The 17236-nt window shown below is 73.5% G+C and carries 16 protein-coding genes; 11 read left to right on the plus strand and 5 right to left on the minus strand.

All coding sequences use genetic code 11. The features are described from left to right. Positions 1-121: 121 nt before the first annotated feature. Entirely contained in the window at positions 122-3253 is a 3132-nt protein-coding gene (gene ileS / locus AB2U05_RS24670) for an isoleucine--tRNA ligase (RefSeq protein ID WP_369184273.1), read from the minus strand. Positions 3254-3875: 622 nt separating this feature from the next. Between ileS and AB2U05_RS24675 the strand changes: the two genes are divergently transcribed. From AB2U05_RS24675 to AB2U05_RS24690, 4 genes are all read left to right on the plus strand, one after another. After that, positions 3876-4340, plus strand: a complete 465-nt coding sequence (locus tag AB2U05_RS24675) for a TraR/DksA family transcriptional regulator (RefSeq protein ID WP_244178571.1) — start codon at positions 3876-3878, stop codon at positions 4338-4340. A gap of 240 nt (positions 4341-4580) precedes the next feature. After that, positions 4581-5156 carry a signal peptidase II gene (gene lspA / locus AB2U05_RS24680; protein WP_244178570.1) on the plus strand — a complete coding sequence of 192 codons (576 nt, stop codon included), beginning with the start codon at positions 4581-4583 and terminating at the stop codon, positions 5154-5156. 60 nt (positions 5157-5216) lie between these two features. Further along, positions 5217-6155: an RluA family pseudouridine synthase gene (locus AB2U05_RS24685; RefSeq protein ID WP_045692122.1), complete on the plus strand. Its 939-nt coding sequence runs from the start codon at positions 5217-5219 to the stop codon at positions 6153-6155. Further along, on the plus strand, positions 6155-6616 hold the full coding sequence (locus tag AB2U05_RS24690; protein WP_045692121.1) for a GNAT family N-acetyltransferase: 462 nt from the start codon (positions 6155-6157) through the stop codon (positions 6614-6616). The genes AB2U05_RS24685 and AB2U05_RS24690 overlap by 1 nt, the downstream gene beginning before the upstream one ends. A gap of 98 nt (positions 6617-6714) precedes the next feature. On the opposite strand, the gene AB2U05_RS24695 is transcribed toward AB2U05_RS24690, so the two are convergent. After that, positions 6715-7737, minus strand: coding sequence for a mechanosensitive ion channel family protein (locus AB2U05_RS24695; protein ID WP_369184274.1), 1023 nt, complete (start codon positions 7735-7737; stop codon positions 6715-6717). 139 nt (positions 7738-7876) lie between these two features. Between AB2U05_RS24695 and AB2U05_RS24700 the strand changes: the two genes are divergently transcribed. The 3 genes from AB2U05_RS24700 to AB2U05_RS24710 all read left to right on the plus strand — a co-directional run bounded on the left by AB2U05_RS24700 (position 7877) and on the right by AB2U05_RS24710 (position 12201). After that, a complete protein-coding gene (locus AB2U05_RS24700; protein WP_369184275.1) occupies positions 7877-10654 on the plus strand; it encodes an alpha/beta fold hydrolase in 2778 nt (925 codons plus the stop codon). Further along, positions 10651-11508, plus strand: coding sequence for an ABC transporter permease (locus AB2U05_RS24705; RefSeq protein WP_045692118.1), 858 nt, complete (start codon positions 10651-10653; stop codon positions 11506-11508). The genes AB2U05_RS24700 and AB2U05_RS24705 overlap by 4 nt, the downstream gene beginning before the upstream one ends. 93 nt (positions 11509-11601) lie before the next feature. After that, the gene (locus AB2U05_RS24710) at positions 11602-12201 is read left to right on the plus strand and encodes a dienelactone hydrolase family protein (protein WP_045692117.1); all 600 of its coding nucleotides are present in this window, start codon (positions 11602-11604) and stop codon (positions 12199-12201) included. Positions 12202-12320: 119 nt separating this feature from the next. Here AB2U05_RS24710 and AB2U05_RS24715 read toward each other — a convergent pair whose 3' ends face one another. Beyond that, positions 12321-13586, minus strand: coding sequence for an MFS transporter (locus AB2U05_RS24715; protein ID WP_369184276.1), 1266 nt, complete (start codon positions 13584-13586; stop codon positions 12321-12323). Between the two features lie 121 nt (positions 13587-13707). On the opposite strand from AB2U05_RS24715, the gene AB2U05_RS24720 reads away from it, so the two are divergent. The 3 genes from AB2U05_RS24720 (at position 13708) to AB2U05_RS24730 (ending at position 15025) form a co-directional block, all read left to right on the plus strand. Then, a complete protein-coding gene (locus AB2U05_RS24720; RefSeq protein ID WP_369184277.1) occupies positions 13708-14085 on the plus strand; it encodes an ArsR/SmtB family transcription factor in 378 nt (125 codons plus the stop codon). A 137-nt stretch (positions 14086-14222) separates the two neighbouring features. Then, entirely contained in the window at positions 14223-14684 is a 462-nt protein-coding gene (locus AB2U05_RS24725; protein ID WP_369184278.1) for a MarR family transcriptional regulator, read from the plus strand. Positions 14685-14878: 194 nt separating this feature from the next. Continuing rightward, positions 14879-15025, plus strand: coding sequence for a hypothetical protein (locus AB2U05_RS24730; protein ID WP_208615387.1), 147 nt, complete (start codon positions 14879-14881; stop codon positions 15023-15025). Between the two features lie 67 nt (positions 15026-15092). On the opposite strand, the gene AB2U05_RS24735 is transcribed toward AB2U05_RS24730, so the two are convergent. Beyond that, positions 15093-16124: an aminoglycoside phosphotransferase family protein gene (locus AB2U05_RS24735; protein ID WP_369184279.1), complete on the minus strand. Its 1032-nt coding sequence runs from the start codon at positions 16122-16124 to the stop codon at positions 15093-15095. A gap of 87 nt (positions 16125-16211) precedes the next feature. Here AB2U05_RS24735 and AB2U05_RS24740 point away from each other — a divergent pair, with 87 nt between their 5' ends. Further along, entirely contained in the window at positions 16212-16904 is a 693-nt protein-coding gene (locus tag AB2U05_RS24740; RefSeq protein ID WP_369184280.1) for an alpha/beta fold hydrolase, read from the plus strand. Here AB2U05_RS24740 and AB2U05_RS24745 read toward each other — a convergent pair. Beyond that, the gene (locus tag AB2U05_RS24745) at positions 16901-17203 is read right to left on the minus strand and encodes a DUF6191 domain-containing protein (RefSeq protein ID WP_369184281.1); all 303 of its coding nucleotides are present in this window, start codon (positions 17201-17203) and stop codon (positions 16901-16903) included. The two genes, AB2U05_RS24740 and AB2U05_RS24745, sit on opposite strands and share 4 nt — an antisense overlap. Between the last annotated feature and the right edge of the window lie 33 nt (positions 17204-17236).

Consider the following 17236-nt stretch of genomic DNA (forward strand, 5'->3'; position numbering starts at 1 on the left):
CCTCCGGGTCGGGGAGGGGGCGCCCTTTTGGTTCTTCGGGAGCCTGATCGGGGGAGGGCGCGGAACAAAAGGAACCGCCGCCCGGCTCCGGGGAGCGGGGCGGCGGTTCCGGTGGTGCGGGTCAGACCTTGCGGAGTTGGAAGGTCAGGCCGAGGGACTCGTCGGTGAAGGACTCGGAGGCCCAGTCGGCCGCGCCGGCGGCGAAGTCGGTGGCGAGGACCTCCTCGGCGACGAGGGGGCCGTGCTCGGCGATGGCCTCGGCGGTCTCCTCGTTGGCGGCGCGCCAGCGAAGGACGATGCGGTCGGCGACGTCGAGGCCGGAGTTCTTGCGGGCCTCCTGGATCTGGCGGATGGCGTCGCGGGCGATGCCGAGGCGCTTCAGCTCCGGGGTGATGGCCAGGTCGAGGGCGACGGTGGCGCCGGACTCGTTGGCGACGGCCCAGCCCTCGCGCGGGGTCTCGGTGATGATCACCTCGTCGGGGGAGAGGGCGATCGTCTCGCCGTCCAGGTCGACGGAGGTGGTGCCCGAGGCGCGCAGGTCGGCGGCGAGCCGAGCGGCGTCCGCGGCGGCGACCGCCTTGGCGACGTCCTGGACGCCCTTGCCGAAGCGCTTGCCCAGCGCACGGAAGTTGGCCTTGGCGCTGGTGTCGACCAGGGAGCCGCCGACCTCGGCGAGCGACTCCAGGGCGGCGACGTTGAGCTCCTCGGCGATCTGCGCGCGCAGGTCGGCGGGCAGCTCCTCCCAGCCCTGGGCCGCGACCAGCGCGCGGGACAGCGGCTGGCGGGTCTTCACGCCGGACTCGGCACGGGTGGCCCGGCCCAGTTCGACCAGGCGGCGGACCAGCGCCATGTGCTTGGAGAGCTCGGCGTCGATCAGCGCCTCGTCGGCGACCGGCCAGGTCGACAGGTGCACCGAGGCCGGGGCGTCCGGGGCGACCGGGACGACCAGGTCCTGCCAGACCCGCTCGGTGATGAACGGGGTGAGCGGGGCCATCAGACGGGTGACCGTCTCCAGCGCCTCGTGCAGGGTGGCGAGCGCGGCGGCGTCGCCCTGCCAGAAGCGGCGGCGGCCGCGGCGGACGTACCAGTTGGACAGGTCGTCGACGAAGCCGGAGAGCAGCTTGCCGGCGCGCTGGGTGTCGTAGGCCTCGAAGGCGGCGTCGACCTCGCGGACCAGGGTGTTCAGCTCGGAGAGCACCCAGCGGTCCAGCTGCGGGCGGTCGGCCGGGGCCGGGTCGCTCGCGGACGGCGCCCAGTTCGCGGTGCGGGCGTACAGGGCCTGGAAGGCGACGGTGTTCCAGTAGGTGAGGAGGGTCTTGCGGACCACCTCCTGGATCGTGCCGTGGCCGACCCGGCGGGCCGACCAGGGCGAGCCGCCGGCCGCCATGAACCAGCGGACCGCGTCGGCGCCGTGCTGGTCCATCAGCGGGATCGGCTGCAGGATGTTGCCCAGGTGCTTGGACATCTTGCGGCCGTCCTCGGCCAGGATGTGGCCCAGGCAGACGACGTTCTCGTAGCTGTTCTTGTCGAACACGAGGGTGCCGACCGCCATCAGCGTGTAGAACCAGCCGCGGGTCTGGTCGATCGCCTCGGAGATGAACTGCGCCGGGTAGCGCTTCTCGAACAGCTCCTTGTTCTGGTACGGGTAGCCGTACTGGGCGAAGGGCATCGAGCCCGAGTCGTACCAGGCGTCGATGACCTCGGGCACGCGGGTGGCGGTGCCGCCGCAGTCGCGGCAGGCGAAGGTCACGTCGTCGATGAACGGGCGGTGCGGGTCGAGGCCGCTCTGGTCGGTGCCGGTGAGCTCGGACAGCTCGGCCAGCGAGCCGACGCAGGTGAGGTGGTCCTCCTCGCAGCGCCAGATCGGCAGCGGGGTGCCCCAGTAGCGGTTGCGGCTGAGCGCCCAGTCGATGTTGTTGTTCAGCCAGTCGCCGAAGCGGCCGTGCTTGACGGTCTCCGGGAACCAGTTGGTGGCCTCGTTCTCGCGGATCAGCGCGTCCTTGACGGCGGTGGTCCGGATGTACCAGGACGGCTGCGCGTAGTAGAGCAGCGCGGTGTGGCAGCGCCAGCAGTGCGGGTAGCTGTGCTCGTACGGCAGGTGGCGGAAGAGCAGGCCGCGCTCCTTGAGGTCCGCGACCAGGGCCTCGTCGGCCTTCTTGAAGAACTGGCCGCCGACCAGCGGGACCTCGGGGGCGAAGGTGCCGTCCGCGAGGACCGGGTTGACCACCGGCAGGCCGTACTTGCGGCAGGTCGCGAGGTCGTCCGCGCCGAAGGCGGGGGACTGGTGGACGATGCCGGTGCCGTCCTCGGTGGTGACGTAGTCGGCGTTGAGGACGTAGTGCGCGTCCTCGATCTCGACCAGGTCGAACGGGCGCCGGTAGGCCCAGCGCTCCATCTCGGCGCCGGTGAAGGACTCGCCGGTGGTCTCCCAGCCCTCGCCGAGGGCCTTGGCGACCAGCGGCTCGGCGACGACCAGTCGCTCGGTGCCGTCGGTGGCCACCACGTAGGTGACCTCCGGGTGGACGGCGGCGGCGGTGTTGGAGACCAGGGTCCACGGGGTGGTGGTCCAGACCAGCAGGGCGGCCCGGTCGGCCAGCGGGCCGCTGGTCAGCGGGAAGCGGACGAAGACCGAGGGGTCGACGACGGTCTCGTAGCCCTGGGCCAGTTCGTGGTCGGACAGGCCGGTGCCGCAGCGCGGGCACCAGGGGGCGACCCGGTGGTCCTGGACCAGCAGGCCCTTGTCGAAGATCTGCTTGAGCGACCACCAGACGGACTGGACGTACGAGGGGTCCATCGTCCGGTAGGCCTCGTCGAGGTCGACCCAGTACCCCATGCGGGTGGTCAGCTCGGCGAAGGCGTCGGTGTGGCGGGTCACCGAGTCGCGGCACTTGGCGTTGAACTCGGCGATGCCGTACGCCTCGATGTCCTGCTTGCCGGAGAAGCCCAGCTCCTTCTCGACGGCCAGCTCGACCGGGAGGCCGTGGCAGTCCCAGCCGGCCTTGCGGGCGACGTGGTAGCCCTTCATCGTCCGGTAGCGGGGGAAGACGTCCTTGAAGACGCGGGCCTCGATGTGGTGGGCGCCGGGCATGCCGTTGGCGGTCGGCGGGCCCTCGTAGAACACCCACTCGGGGCGGCCCTCGGACTGCTCCAGGCTGCGCTGGAAGATCTTGTTGTCCTGCCAGAACGACAGGATCTGGTGCTCCAGGGCAGGCAGGTCCACCTGCGCCGGGACGGGGTTGTAGGAGCTGCTCATCGCGGGCGTCTACCTCCGGCGGATGCTGGGACTGGATCCTCCGGAGGGACGAGACGGCCTTCGCCGACCCGCGGTACCACCCTCCTTGGCCGCGGTGGTGCGCTGCGGCCCTCTTGTTTGGGGTTGCTGCCGGGTCTAGTGGGCCGCCTGGTGGCGGCCGTTCTTCCGGCGGCTCCGGGGTGATCTTCCCGCCGTGCACACCCCCGGGCTCGCACCGTCCCCGGGTCGCTGGTGGCTGCGTACGTCGGTACTCGTCCCATCTGCGCCTTGCAAGGGCCAGTGTATCGGCCCGCGGCAAGTCGATTCCGCCACGCGGCTCCGGGCCCGGTCAGGGGCGGTTTCGGGAGGTGGTTAGGCGGGGGTGATCTGGGCACAACCTTGCTAGCGCGAGGGGCGTGGTGGCTGGGGCGGCTGCCTGGGTGGGATCGTTGTGAGGCGTCGGTATGTCATGTTGTGACCGGTTTTGATCGGGATTATCGTTCCGGCACTGGAGGCCGCCGGGAACCGGCGGCTCGATTCGTTCGTAGATGGGGTCGAAGCCATGGCTGAGAAGGGAACCGGCGCGGGTACCGCCACCAAGCGGGCACGCAAGGCCGTGGCGGTCGATCCAGGGGAGGGGATTGTGACCACAACCGCACCGAAGAGCGGCACCGACACCGTGACCGTTCCGCGTGGCGCCGAGTCCGTCGATCCGGCCACGCTGCCGGTCCGGCCCGGCGAGGAGCCGTGGACCGCCGACGAGGTCCACGAGCTGCACGACGAGCTGATCAGCGACCTGGAGCGGCTGCGCGGCGAGATCGACGCCGCCGACGCCGCCATCGCGGGCCTGATGCGCGACTCCAACGACGGAGCCGGCGACGACCAGGTCGACGCCGGTACGAAGAACATCTCGCGGGAGAGCGAACTGGCCCTGGCCAACAACGCCCGCGACAGCCTCGCCCAGACCGAGCGGGCGCTGGAGCGGCTGGAGGGCGTCGGCTTCGGCATCTGCGAGTCCTGCGGCCAGGCCATCGGCAAGGCCCGGATGCAGGCCTTCCCCCGGGCGACGCTCTGCGTGCAGTGCAAGGCCAAGCAGGAACGCCGCTGAACCGGGTCACCGGGGCGACGCGGGGGGTCGGGCTTGCCGTACGCTCGACCCCGTGACGTCGCCCGGCGTGCCCGGACCGGCTGGACCGGGTGATTTCGGGCGGGCGTCGGCCCCCAGCACCTCCTCCGGCTCCGGACCGGGGGAACTCCATCGGCAGCGGAGCGGATCATCAGTACGCAAGGTTCCCCCCAGACCTGGGACGACGCCGTCCCGAACCCCGCCGATGACGTGGAGGTGCCCGTGGCCGATCCCGCCGAGCCGGCGGAGGCGGCACCCGCGAACGGGGCCACGGCGGCGGAGAAGCCCAAGGGCCCGCGGCGGATCGGCGTCCTGCTGGTCATCGCGGTGCTCGCCTTCCTGATCGACCTCGGCAGCAAGCTGCTGGTCGTGGCGCGGCTGGAGAACCACGCGGCGATCAAGGTGGTCGGCGAGGTCGTCACCTTCCAGGTGATCCGCAACTCCGGCGCGGCCTTCGGCATGGGGCAGGCGCTCACCGTCGTCTTCACGATGATCGCCGCGGCCGTCATCGTCGTCATCTGGCGGATCGCCCGCCGGCTGTACAGCCTGCCCTGGGCGATCGCGCTCGGACTGCTGCTCGGCGGGGCGCTGGGCAACCTCACCGACCGGCTGTTCCGCACGCCGGGCGTCTTCCGCGGGCACGTCGTCGACTTCATCTCCGTCCAGCACTTCGCTGTGTTCAACCTCGCCGACTCGGCGATCGTCTGCGGCGGGATCCTCGTCGTCCTCCTCTCCTTCCGGGGCAGCAACCCGGACGGGACCGTCCACCAGCAGGCGGAGAAGGACGAGAAGGAGTAGCGGGAGGGCGGCCGGCCTCCGATGGGAGGCGTGGGCCGCGTTTCCGGCATACTCGTACGGGTGAGTACCGCAGCGCAGATCCGCAGCCTCCCCGTACCCGACGGCCTGGAGGGCGAGCGCCTCGACGCCGCCCTCGCCCGGATGTTCGGGTTCTCCCGGACCAAGGCCGCCGAGCTGGCCGCCGAGGGCAAGGTGACGCTCGACGGCGCGGTGGCCGGCAAGTCGGACCGGGTCACCGCCGGCGCCTGGCTGGAGGTCGAGATCCCGGCCCCCGCCGCCCCGGTCCAGATCGTCGCCGAACCGGTCGACGGCATGCGGATCGTCCACGACGACGAGGACATCGTGCTCGTCGACAAGCCGGTCGGCGTCGCCGCGCACCCCAGCCCCGGCTGGACCGGCCCCACCGTGATCGGCGGGCTCGCGGCCGCCGGCTACCGGATCTCGACCTCGGGCGCGGCCGAGCGGCAGGGCATCGTGCACCGGCTGGACGTCGGCACCTCCGGCCTGATGGTCGTCGCCAAGTCCGAGCGGGCGTACACCGACCTCAAGCGGCAGTTCCACGACCGGATCACCGAGAAGCGGTACCACACGCTGGTCCAGGGGCACCCGGACCCGATGAGCGGGACCGTCGACGCGCCGATCGGGCGGCACCCCAGCTCCGACTGGAAGTGGGCCGTCACGCGCGACGGCAAGCCGTCCGTCACCCACTACGACCTCATCGAGGCGTACCGGGCGGCCTCGCTGCTCGCCATCAAGCTGGAGACCGGGCGCACCCACCAGATCCGCGTCCACATGTCCGCGCTGCGGCACCCCTGCGTCGGCGACCTCACCTACGGCGCCGACCCGACGCTGGCCAAGCGGCTCGGGCTCACCCGGCAGTGGCTGCACGCCGTCTCGCTCGGCTTCGAGCACCCGGCGGACGGGCAGTGGGTCGAGTTCCACAGCGAGTACTCAGACGACCTGCGCAAGGCGCTCGACGTCATCGCGGCCGAGAGCTGATGGGATTCGTCCTGCGGACCGCCCGGGGGGAGGCGGACCTCGCGCTGGTGCGGGCCGTCCGCCGGGACGTGTTCATCGTCGAGCAGAACGTGCCGGAGGAGCTGGAGTACGACGAGTACGACGCCACCGCGGTGCACGTGCTGGCGCTGGCCGAGGACGGGACGGCGCTGGGCACCGGGCGGCTGATCTTCGGCGCGCAGGCGGCCGAGCTGACCGGGGGCGTCGAGGGGCGGGTGCTGCTCGGGCGGCTCGCCGTCCGGGCCGCCGCGCGGGGCACCGGGCTCGGGGCCGCGCTGGTGCGGGCGATCGAGGCGGCCGGGGCCGAGCGCGGGGGCGTCGAGGTCGAGCTGCACGCGCAGGTGCAGGCGCTCGGGTTCTACGAGCGGCTGGGGTACGCGGCGGACGGCCCGGTGTACGACGACGCCGGGATTCCGCACCGGACGATGACGAGGGTGCTCTAGCCCTTCGGGGGCCGGGGTTCCGTGATGAGCGGGCCCGCGGCTGAGTGCACGGCTGGTCGCGCCGTCCCCGCGCCCCTTTCGGGGCGCGGGGCTTCGTGCTACTCGGGCGTGGTGCGCAGGCGGGGCAGGGCCTGGGGGTGCTCGTCGCGGAGGTGGGCGACGAGGTGTTCGCGGATGTCGAAGCGGAGCCGGGCCGCGTCGTCGGGGTTGCGGGCCGTCATGGTGGCGCGGACGACGATGGTGCTGGGGGTGGTGTCGGTGACGTGGAGGGCCCACTCGGCGCCGTCCCAGAGCGGGTGCTGTTCCAGGTAGGCGTGCAGGGCGCTGCGAAGGGCGTCGACCGGGGTGCTGTGGTCGAGGTGGAGCAGGACGGCGGCGAGCAGGCCGGGGTCGCGGCGGGTCCAGTTCTCGAACGGCTTGCTGACGAAGTAGGAGACCGGGACGATCAGCCGGCGGTAGTCCCAGAGCCGGACCACCAGGTAGGTGAGGGTGATCTCCTCGACCGTGCCCTGCTGGCCGTCCACCACCACGGTGTCGCCGATCCGGACGGTGTCGCCGAAGGCGATCTGCAGGCCGGCGAAGAAGTTGCCCAGGGTGCTCTGGGCGGCGATGCCGGCCACGATGCCGATGATGCCGGCCGAGGCGAGCAGGCTGGCGCCGAGGGTGCGCATGGCGGAGAAGGTCAGCAGCATCACGGCCGCGGTGACCACGACGATCACCGCGCTGACCGCCCGGCGCAGCATGCTGATCTGGGTGTGGACGCGCTGGACGCGGGCCGGGTCGTCGGAGACCGTCCGCTCGTAGCGGCCGAGCAGCGCCTCCAGGACGGCGGCCACCACGCGGACGGTGAGCCAGCCGAGGGAGGCGAGCAGGAGCAGCAGGACGAGGTGGTGGGCGCCGTCGTCGTCCTGCCGGCGGAAGATCCGCCCGCCCGGATTGGTGACGAGCAACAGGGCTGACACCAGGGCGAGTTGGAGGGGGATCCGGGAGCGGCGCAGGAGCGACCAGACCGGGGCCTCGGGGTGGTTCGCGCTGATCCGCTGGAGGGCCTGGTCGACGATCCAGCCGACCGCGAGGACGCCCGCGGCGGTGGCGAGCAGGGCGATCAGCGGCCAGAGCACGGGCACCTTCTCGGGGGTGGGGGAGCCGGGTGAGCCGTACGATACCGGCGTTCACCGGTGCGAACCGGGCAAAAGGTGCGGTGGCTCGGGGGGTGGCCTTATCGGACGCCTACCGGGGCGGCCGATACGATCAGCGGCCATGGAGTTCGGTGGGGCGTGGCGGCGTTGGCGCGGCCGGAAGACGTCCGTGAGACGCAGGGTGCTGGCCGGGGCGGTGGCCCTGGTGGCGGTGGCCGGGGTCGGCACGGCCACGGTGGCCTCGGGCGGCGAGCGGACGGTCCGTGAGGAGGACCGATTCCTCAGCATGCCGGAGACGCCCGGCAGCACCCAGCAGGTCCAGCTGGACACCTCGTTCTTCACCACCGGCGACAGCCCGCGCCCGGCGGTGCTGCTCGCGCACGGCTTCGGCGGCTCGAAGGAGGGCGAGCGCGAGCGCGCCCAGCAGCTCGCCCGGCAGGGGTACGCGGTGCTGACCTGGTCGGCGCGCGGCTTCGGGCACTCGGGCGGGAAGATCGGGCTCAACGCGCCGGACCGCGAGGTCGAGGACGTCAAGCACCTGGTGGACTGGCTGGCCCAGCGCCCCGAGGTGCAGCTCGACGGGCCCGGCGACCCGCGGGTCGGCATCACCGGCGCCTCCTACGGCGGCGCGATCTCGCTGCTCGCCTCCGCGTACGACCACCGGATCAAGGCCGTGGCCACCCAGATCACCTGGTGGAACCTGGCCGACGCGCTGTTCCCGCAGGGCGTGCAGGGCTCGGGCGCGGCGGACGGCGTGTTCAAGAAGCTGTGGGCCGGGATCTTCTTCACCACCGGCTCCGCCGGCGACCTCGGGCCCTCCGGCGGTGCGCCGCGCGCCGGCGACAAGCCGCAGCAGGGCGGGGACGGGCCGGTCGGCTGCGGGCGGTTCCTGGAGTCGCTGTGCCAGATGTACAACCGGGTGGCCACCGCCGGGCACGCCGACCCGGAGGCCGTCGCGCTGCTCGACCGCTCCAGCCCGTCCTCGGTGGCCGGGCAGCTCAAGGCGCCGACGCTGGTCGTGCAGGGGCAGCAGGACTCGCTGTTCCCGCTCGACCAGGGAGACCGGATCGCGCGGGCCGTCGCGGCCAACGGCGCGCCCGTCGCGGTGGACTGGTTCGCGGGCGGGCACGACGGCGGGACGGACACCAGTGCGCGGGTGGACGACCGGGTGACGGCCTGGTTCGACCGCTACTTGAAGGGCTCTGGTGGCGGCGACACCGGGCCGGCGTTCCGGGTCACCCGGACCGGGGGCGTCGACTCGACCGGATTCCAAGCGGTGCTGCGCGGGGCCACGGCGGACCGGTACCCGGGGCTCGGCGGGACGGGGACGCGGACGGTGGAGCTGGCCGACGGGGAGAAGACCGTCGCCAACCCGCCCGGCGGCGCGCCGCCCAACATCTCGACGCTGCCCGGCATCGGCGCGCTCAGCCAGGCGGCCTCGCTCGGCGCCGGGCTGTCGCTGGACTTCCCCGGGCAGAACGCCGCCTTCGACTCGGAACCGCTGGACAAGGCGCTGCACCTGACCGGGCAGCCGACCGTGCCCGTGCGGGTCAAGGCCGACCGGTCGGACGCGGTGCTGTTCGCGAAGCTGTACGACGTCGGGCCGGACGGGAAGGCGGTGCTGCCGCAGCAGCTCGCCGCCCCGCTGCGGGTCACCGGCGCGGACGCCGGGCGGACGGTGACGGTGGCGCTGCCCGCCGTCGACCACGACTTCCCGGCCGGGCACCGGCTGCGCCTCGTGCTCGCGGCCACCGACCTGGCCTACGCCTCGCCCGTCGAGCCGGCCACCTACCAGGTCACCCCGGCCGGGGCGCTGAGCGTGCCGACCGTCGAGGAGCTGGTCACCGAGGCGGCGCCGCTGCCGGCCCGGACCTGGGCGCTGCCGCTGGTCGCCGTGGCGGTGGCGGCCGCTCTTCTGCTGGTGCCCCGGCTGCGGCGTCGGAGGGTCGCTGATGTGGAGTTCGATCCGGAGCTGGCCGGGGTGCCGCTGCAGATCACCGGGCTGAGCAAGCGCTACAAGGGCTCCCAGGACCGCTACGCCGTACGGGAGTTGGGCTTCCGGGTGGAGCAGGGGCAGGTGCTCGGGCTGCTCGGCCCGAACGGCGCCGGCAAGACCACCACGCTGCGGATGCTGATGGGCCTGATCCGGCCGGACGCCGGGGAGATCCGGATCTTCGGACACCTCGTCCGGCCCGGCGCCCCCGTGCTCTCCCGGGTCGGCGCGTTCGTCGAGGGCGCCGGCTTCCTGCCGCACCTCAGCGGACGGGCCAACCTGCGGCTGTACTGGCAGGCCACCGGGCGACCGGAGGCCGACGCGCACTTCGCGGAGGCGCTGGAGATCGCCGGCCTCGGCGAGGCGCTGGAGCGCGCCGTGCGGACGTACTCGCAGGGCATGCGGCAGCGGCTCGCCATCGCCCAGGCCATGCTCGGCATGCCGGACCTGCTGATCCTCGACGAGCCGACCAACGGGCTCGACCCGCCGCAGATCCGCGAGATGCGCGAGGTGATGATCCGGTACGCGGCCGGCGGGCGGACCGTCATCGTCTCCAGCCACCTGCTGGCCGAGGTCGAGCAGAGCTGCACCGACCTGGTGGTCATGGACCGCGGACGGCTGGTCACGGCCGGGCCGGTCGGCGAGATCGTCGGCGCCGGCGAGCTGCTGATGATCGGCGTCGCGGCGGGCTGCGACCCGGAGGACGTCGCCGGGAAGGTCGGCGCGCTGGCCGGGGTCGGCTCGGCGGAGGCCGTCGAGGGCGGACTGCTCGTCCGGCTGGACGGGCTGGCGGCGAGCGACCTGCTCGCCGAGCTGGTGCGGCTCGGGGTGCCGGTGGAGAGCGCCGGGCCGCAGCGCCGGCTGGAGGACGCGTTCCTGTCGTTGATCGGAGGAGGTGCGGCGTGAGCTCTGTGGTCGCTACGGATCATGCCGAGGGGTACCGGGCGGGCCGGACGCTGCCGCTGCGGGTGGAGGCGATGCGGCAGCTGCGGCGTCGCCGCACCATGGTGGTCGGCGGGGTGCTCGCCGTCATGCCGTTCGTCATCCTGGCCGCGTTCCAGATCGGCGGCACCCCCAGCCGCCCGGACCGGACCACGTTCATCGAACTGGCCACCGCCTCCGGCGCCAACTTCGCCGTCACCATGCTGTTCGTCGGCACCGGCTTCCTGCTGGTGATCCCGGTCGCGCTGTTCTGCGGCGACACCGTCGCCTCGGAGGCCAGCTGGTCCTCGCTGCGCTATCTGCTCGCCGCCCCCGTGCCCAGGGCGCGGCTGCTCGCCCGCAAGTTCGCGGTCGGGCTGGCGTTCTCGGCGGTCGCGGTGGTGCTGCTGCCCACGATCGGGCTGGCGGTCGGGACGGCGGCGTACGGGTGGGGCGACCTGAAGCTGCCCGCCGGGGCCAGCCTGCCGGCCGGGGAGGCGCTGCCCCGGATCGCGCTGGCGGTGGCCTTCGTGTTCCTGAGCGAGGTCGTGATCGCCGCGCTGGCGTTCTGGCTCTCGACGGCGACGGACGCGCCGCTCGGGGCGGTCGGCGGGGCGGTGTTCGCGTCGATCATCACGGCGGTGCTGGACACCATCACCGCGCTCGGCGACCTGCGGCAGTGGCTGCCCGCGCACTGGCAGTACGCCTGGGCGGACGCGCTGCAGCCGCAGCTGGAGTGGGGCGGGATGCTGCAGGGCGTGTCGCTGTCGCTCTCGTACGCGGCGGTGCTGCTGGCGCTGGCGTTCCGCGGGTTCGCGCGCAAGGACGTGGTGTCCTAGGACGGTGGCGGTGGCGGTGGCGGTGGCGGGGGATCGCGGGTGGGGGATCATGGGTGGGTACCGCTGATCTCGTCTGGTGAAGGACCCGAAACCGTGGCCCAGATCGTCCTCTTCCACTCCGCCCACGGGCTGCGCCCGGCCGTGCACGCCGCCGCCGACCGGCTGCGCGCCGCCGGGCACACCGTGCACACGCCGGACCTGTTCGACGGGCGGACCTTCGACGACACCGAGGCGGCGACCGCGTACGAGGCCGCCGGCGCGTACCAGGAGGAGATCGGCGGCAGCGAGGAGCTGCTGCGGCGCGCGGTGACGGCGGTCGCCCCGCTGTCCGCGGACGGGCTGGTGTACGCCGGGTTCGCGCTCGGCGGGGCCGTCGCGCAGAACATGGCGCTGGCCGACGAGAAGGCGCGCGGGCTGCTGCTCCTGCACGGCACCTCGGACCTGCGGGAGGACGCGGCGACCGAGATCCCGGTGCAGCTGCACATGGCCGAGCCCGACCCGTTCGAGCCGGAGGACTGGCTGAACGCCTGGTACCTGCGGATGCTGCGGGCCGGGGCGGACGTGGAGGTGCACCGCTACCGGGGCGCCGGGCACCTGTTCACCGACCCGGACCTGCCGGACTTCGACGCCGAGGCGGCGGAGCGGGCCTGGGCGGCGGCGCTGGACTTCCTGGCGGAGCTGGACGGCCGGTAGAGCCGGACGGTCGGTGGAGCCGGACGGTCGGTGGAGCCGGACGGTCGGTGGAGCCGGACGGTCGGTAGAGGGGTGCGGCCGGGGGCGGTCGGTCGCCCCCGGCCGCACCCGGCGGTGGTTCACGCGGGGTCGGTGACCCGGCGGCGGGCGGCGCGGACCAGCAGGCCGCCGAGGACGGCGAGGGCCAGCAGGACCAGGCCGAACACCGTGGCGCCGGTGGTCAGGCCGACCGCGTCGCTGAGGTAGCCGGCCGAGACCGGCAGGAGGCCGGCCGGGAGGTAGCCGCCCACGTTGAGCGCGGCGTTGGCCTCGGCCAGGCGCTGCGGCGGGACGGCCGAGTTGAGCAGCGACAGGCCGCCGAGCTGCCCCATGCCCTGGCCGGCGCCGGCCAGCAGCGCGGCCAGGACGAGGAGCGCCACCGCCTCGGTGCGCACGGCGGCGACCAGGGTGAGCATGCCGAGCGCGGTGGTCGCGGCGCCGGCCGTCAGGATGGTGCGGCGGCGCAGCCGCTGGACGGCGAACTGCACGCCGGTGGCGGCGAGGAACATCACGAAGGCCATCGCGCCGGCGACGATCCGGCTGCTGGTGCCGAGCAGGCCCGAGAGGAGCGAGGGGCCGAGCGAGAGCACGAACGAGGTCGCGGTGATGCCGGGTGCGAACACCGCGATGCCGAGGGCGAGTTGGCGGCCGGTGCCGGCCGGCACACCGGGGACGCGGATCCAGGGGCCGGTCGGCTTCGGCTGGGGGCGTCGCTCGGACCGGGGCAGTGGCATGCGGAGCACGGTGAGGACGGCGGTGGCCAGCAGGACGGCCTCGACCGCGAAGACGGTGGTGGTCGGCGCGGGTGCCAGTTCGGAGAGCACGCCGGCGAGCAGCGGGCCGAGCCCGGCGCCGAAGACCATCGCGCAGGAGGCGAGCAGGGCGGCCGTCCGCCTGCGGGCCGGGCCGGCCACGTCGGTGACGGCGGCCATGCCGGCCGAGACGACGGCGCCGACCGCGATCCCGGTGAACAGCCGGGCCACGATCAGGGCCGCGACGCTGGTCGCGGTGCCGAAGACCAGGCAGGCGGCGAGGGCGAGGACGAGCGCCGGGAGCAGGACGGGCTTGCGGCCGATGCGGTCGGAGAGCACGCCGGAGACCAGCAGCGAGCCGATCAGGCCGACGATGTAGAAGGCGAAGACGACGGTCAGGGTGCCCTTGGAGAAGCCGATGTCGTGCTGCCACAGGACGTAGAGCGGGGTGGCGGCGTTCGAGAGGACGAAGACGGCGGTGACCGGCCAGGCGGCGAGCCAGATCCACCACAGGGGGGTGGTGGTCGGTGCCGCCCCGGTGGTGGGGGCGGTGGCGGTAGCGGGCGGCGCGGGCGCGGTGGCGGTTCGGGGCATGACGGTGTCTCCCGTTCGGGGTCGGGCTGCCTCATCAGTACGAGTCGAGTCGAACTTAGCATGCAGTACGATTGGAGTCGTACTGGAAAGCCGGATCGATGCGCGGTGTGAGGAGTCGTCAATGGCTGGTGCTGCGAAGGGTGTTGCGGCCTTCAAGGTGATCGCGGAGCCCACTGACCTGCCCGAACCGCTGGCCGAGCCGGGTGTCGACGAGCTGCGGCTGGAGACCGTGCTGGGCGCGCTCAGCGACCCGCTGCGGCTCACGATCGTGCGCAAACTCCTGCTGGAGTCCGAGGACTTCGACCACTCCTGCGGCTGGTTCGGCCTCGACCGGCCCAAGTCCTCGCTCACCCACCACTTCAAGGCGCTGCGCGAGGCCGGCGTCACCCGGCAGCGGCAGTACGGGCTGGAGCGGCGCAGCCACGTGCGGGTGGACGACCTGAACGCGCGCTTCCCCGGGCTGCTCGACCTGGTGGCGGCCTGGACGCCGCAGGGGTGACGGGCGGCTGCCGGGCTCGGCCTCGGGGTGGCTCGGCCCAGGGGCGGCTTGACCTCAAGGCGCCTTGACCTCAAGGCGGCTTGAACTCCTAGCGTGAAGACGTTCGGCGGGGGTTCGACGAGAGGGAGGGTGCTCGCGTGGCAGTCGAGGAGTACGCGCATGAGGTACTGGCCGGGCAGCCGATCGGGGCGTGGAGCGGCGAGGTGTACCGGCGGGTGGTCGGCGGACTTCGTGAGCAGCTGGCGGTGGAGGGCCTTGCGCAGCCGCACTGGTGGACGCTCAACCACGTGGCCGGGGCGCCGGGGGCGTGGACCCGGGCGACGCTGGTCGACCGACTGGCGCGGTACGAGGACCTCGGGCTCGACTTCGACGCCGTGTTCGACGATCTGGTCGCACGGGAGAGGCTGGTCGAGGGGGCCGAGGGCGCCATGACGCTGACCGGGGCGGGCGAGGCCGGGCGGCTGCGCGCCCGGGAGCGCAACCTGCGGGTGCACCTTCGGACGCACGAGGGGATCGATCCGGGGGACTTCGTGACGACGATCAACGTGCTGCGGAGGATGGTCGACAACCTGGGCGGGGACGGGAACCTGCCCGCGTAAGGCGGTGGCGACTGCCGGGAGTTGCCGGAGAGGATGGGGGGATGGACGAATCCGAGTGGGTGACCCTGTTCTGCTTCCCCAACGTCTCCGGCAGCCCCAAGCCGTGGCAGCTGACCGCGGTTTGACTGCGTGACCGGGGGATCGACTGGTACCCGTTCGCGGGGGAGGACGTCCGGATCGACCTGATCTGCGGCGTGGGCGCGGACGGGCACTGGCACGGCACGGTCGCCGTTCGCTTCCGGGCCGAGGTGCTGCGGCGGCTGGGGCTGCACCCGGACCAGCCGACCTCCGCGCCGGCCGACCCGCTGCCGCCCAAGTGGTGGGGGCCTTGGGGGCGTTGAGCCGCGCGGCGGGTTGGGTGGGGGCCGGTCGTGACGGTCGTGACGGCCGTGACGGCCGTTACGGCCGTTACGGCCGCTTCGCCGGGAGCGGGCGGATGGTCGGCCAGCGGGTGAGCATGGCCCGGCGGACGGCCGCGGCGAGCCGGCCGAGGTGCCGGAGGTCGTCGCGGTCGGCCGCCAGGCCGTCGACGACGGCGAGGCGGTGGGCCAGGCGCTGGCGGGCCGTCGCCGTGCCCCACGTCCAGTCCCTCGCCGGGAGTTCGGCCAGGTGGTCGGTGGCGCCCCGGTGGGCGCGCTGGACGAGGGCGTCGCCGCGCAGCAGCCAGCCGGCGCAGGCGTCGGTGAGGTCGCCGTCGACGTCGGTGCCCGTCGCGTCGCGCCAGGCCGTCCGGTAGGCGGCCTCCGCCGCGTCGAGCAGGGCCGGCGGCGGGGCGGTGGAGCACCAGCAGGTGGGGAATCCGATGCGCAGGTAGGCGAGTTCGACGATGCCGTGGCCGAGCGAGGCCTGCTCGAAGTCGATGAAGCGCACGCCGTGGGTGGTGTGCAGGTCGTTGCCGGGGCAGGGGTCGCCGTGCAGCAGGGCGTGGCCCGGGGTGCGGTGCAGGCGGGCGAGGAGGCCGTCGAGTTCGGCGCGGACGGCGGACGGGGCCTCGACGCCGAGGGCGGTGGCGAGGTGGAGGAAGGACTCGGTGTCGCGCTCGGTCGGGCCGGACCAGGCGGGGAGCGCGCCGCCCGCGTCGGCGGGGCCGGTGGTCGCGTGGAGGCGGGCGAGCGTCGTGGCGTAGTCGATCAGCCAGTCCTCGCGGGGCTGTTGGTGCTCCAGGAGTTCGAGGACGAGGACGCGCTCGGCCGGGTCGGTGCCGAGCAGCCGCGGTGTGACGGGAGGGCCGGAGCGGGCGGCGAGCCGCAGGGCGGTGACCTCGCGGGCGTAGCGCTCGTCGGCCTCCGGGCCGTCGACGAGCTGCTTGACGACGACCGGAGTGCCGTCCACCTCGGCCCGCCACACCCGGGACCGCGGGCTGCTCTCCAGGCGGCAGCTGCGGCGGGGCGTGCCGAGCTCGGCGCGCAGGTCCGTTCCGAACGGCATCGTCGACGACATGGCCGGATCCTCGCACGCGGTGAATGTCGGTGTCCTCTGGAATAGTTGGGGCGCAGGGGCACTCTGCTGACGCTCGGGGGAGAACCGATGGCGACGTACGTGCTGATTCATGCCGCGGCGGTCGACGCGTGGTACTGGGGGCCGCTGGCCGCGGAGTTGCGCGGGCGGGGCCACGAGGTGGTCGCGCCGGACCTGCCGTGCGAGGACGAGTCGGCCGGGCTCGTCGAGTACGCGGACGCGGTGGTGGCGGCGATCGGCGAGCGGCGGGGCGAACTCGTCGTCGTGGCACACTCGTTCGGCGGGTTCACCGGGCCGCTGGTGTGCGACCGGGTGCCCGTCGACCTGCTGGTGATGCTGCAGGCGCAGGTGCCGGCGCCCGGCGAGTCGCCGGGGGAGTGGTGGGGGAACACCGGCTACGGGGCGGCCCGGCAGGAGGCCGACCGGCGGCGCGGCGTCGCCGAGGGCGTCGAGGAGGACGTGCGGACGCTGGTGCTGCACGACACCCCGGCCGAGCTGGCCGCCGAGTTCGTCGCCGGGCACCAGCGGGTGCAGTCGGCGGCGCCGTTCGGGAGGCCGTGGCCGCTGGCGGCGTGGCCGGAGGTGCCGACCAGGGCCCTGTTGGCGCGCGACGACCGTTTCTTCCCGGCCGAGTTGATGCGACGGGTCGTCGCGGAGCGGCTCGGCTTCCGGCCGGACGAGATGCCGGGCGACCACTGCCCGATGCTCGGGCACCCGAAGGAACTGGCGGACCGGCTGGAGGCGTACCGGGAGGGGGTCTAACGCCGGGGGACGGTCACGGTGCCGTTGTCGAGGTCGATCCGCAGGCCTCGGGGCGGGGCGCCGTCGCCGTGGTCGTCGTCGCGCAGGAGGAGCCGGGTCTGGCGCTGCTCGATCTGGACGCGCTTGTTGGCGTTGAAGAGGGCGTGCAACTCCTCGGTCGCGGTGGCGCCGAGGCCGAGGCCGGTGGCGGACCGGTGCCGGGCGGAGAGGCGGCGGGCCAGCCCGGCGGGACGGCCGGAGCGGACCACGACGTAGCGGGCCGAGGCCAGCAGGAACGGCACCAGGACCGGGAGGGACATCAGGAGCACGCTCGCCGTCATCAGCATGGTGGG

It is taken from the genome of Streptomyces sp. Y1, from assembly GCF_041053115.1.
In the GTDB taxonomy this organism is placed as follows: domain Bacteria; phylum Actinomycetota; class Actinomycetes; order Streptomycetales; family Streptomycetaceae; genus Kitasatospora; species Kitasatospora rubellomurina.

What these genes read in the sequence shown, in the direction of transcription:
- AB2U05_RS24690 (WP_045692121.1), top strand. Translation starts at nt 6,155, where the DNA reads ATGGGATTCGTCCTGCGGACCGCCCGGGGGGAGGCGGACCTCGCGCTG.
- AB2U05_RS24700 (WP_369184275.1), top strand. Translation starts at nt 7,877, where the DNA reads ATGGAGTTCGGTGGGGCGTGGCGGCGTTGGCGCGGCCGGAAGACGTCC.
- ileS (WP_369184273.1), bottom strand. Translation starts at nt 3,253, where the DNA reads ATGAGCAGCTCCTACAACCCCGTCCCGGCGCAGGTGGACCTGCCTGCC.
- AB2U05_RS24720 (WP_369184277.1), top strand. Translation starts at nt 13,708, where the DNA reads ATGGCTGGTGCTGCGAAGGGTGTTGCGGCCTTCAAGGTGATCGCGGAG.
- AB2U05_RS24745 (WP_369184281.1), bottom strand. Translation starts at nt 17,203, where the DNA reads ATGTCCCTCCCGGTCCTGGTGCCGTTCCTGCTGGCCTCGGCCCGCTAC.
- AB2U05_RS24735 (WP_369184279.1), bottom strand. Translation starts at nt 16,124, where the DNA reads ATGTCGTCGACGATGCCGTTCGGAACGGACCTGCGCGCCGAGCTCGGC.
- AB2U05_RS24740 (WP_369184280.1), top strand. Translation starts at nt 16,212, where the DNA reads ATGGCGACGTACGTGCTGATTCATGCCGCGGCGGTCGACGCGTGGTAC.
- AB2U05_RS24715 (WP_369184276.1), bottom strand. Translation starts at nt 13,586, where the DNA reads ATGCCCCGAACCGCCACCGCGCCCGCGCCGCCCGCTACCGCCACCGCC.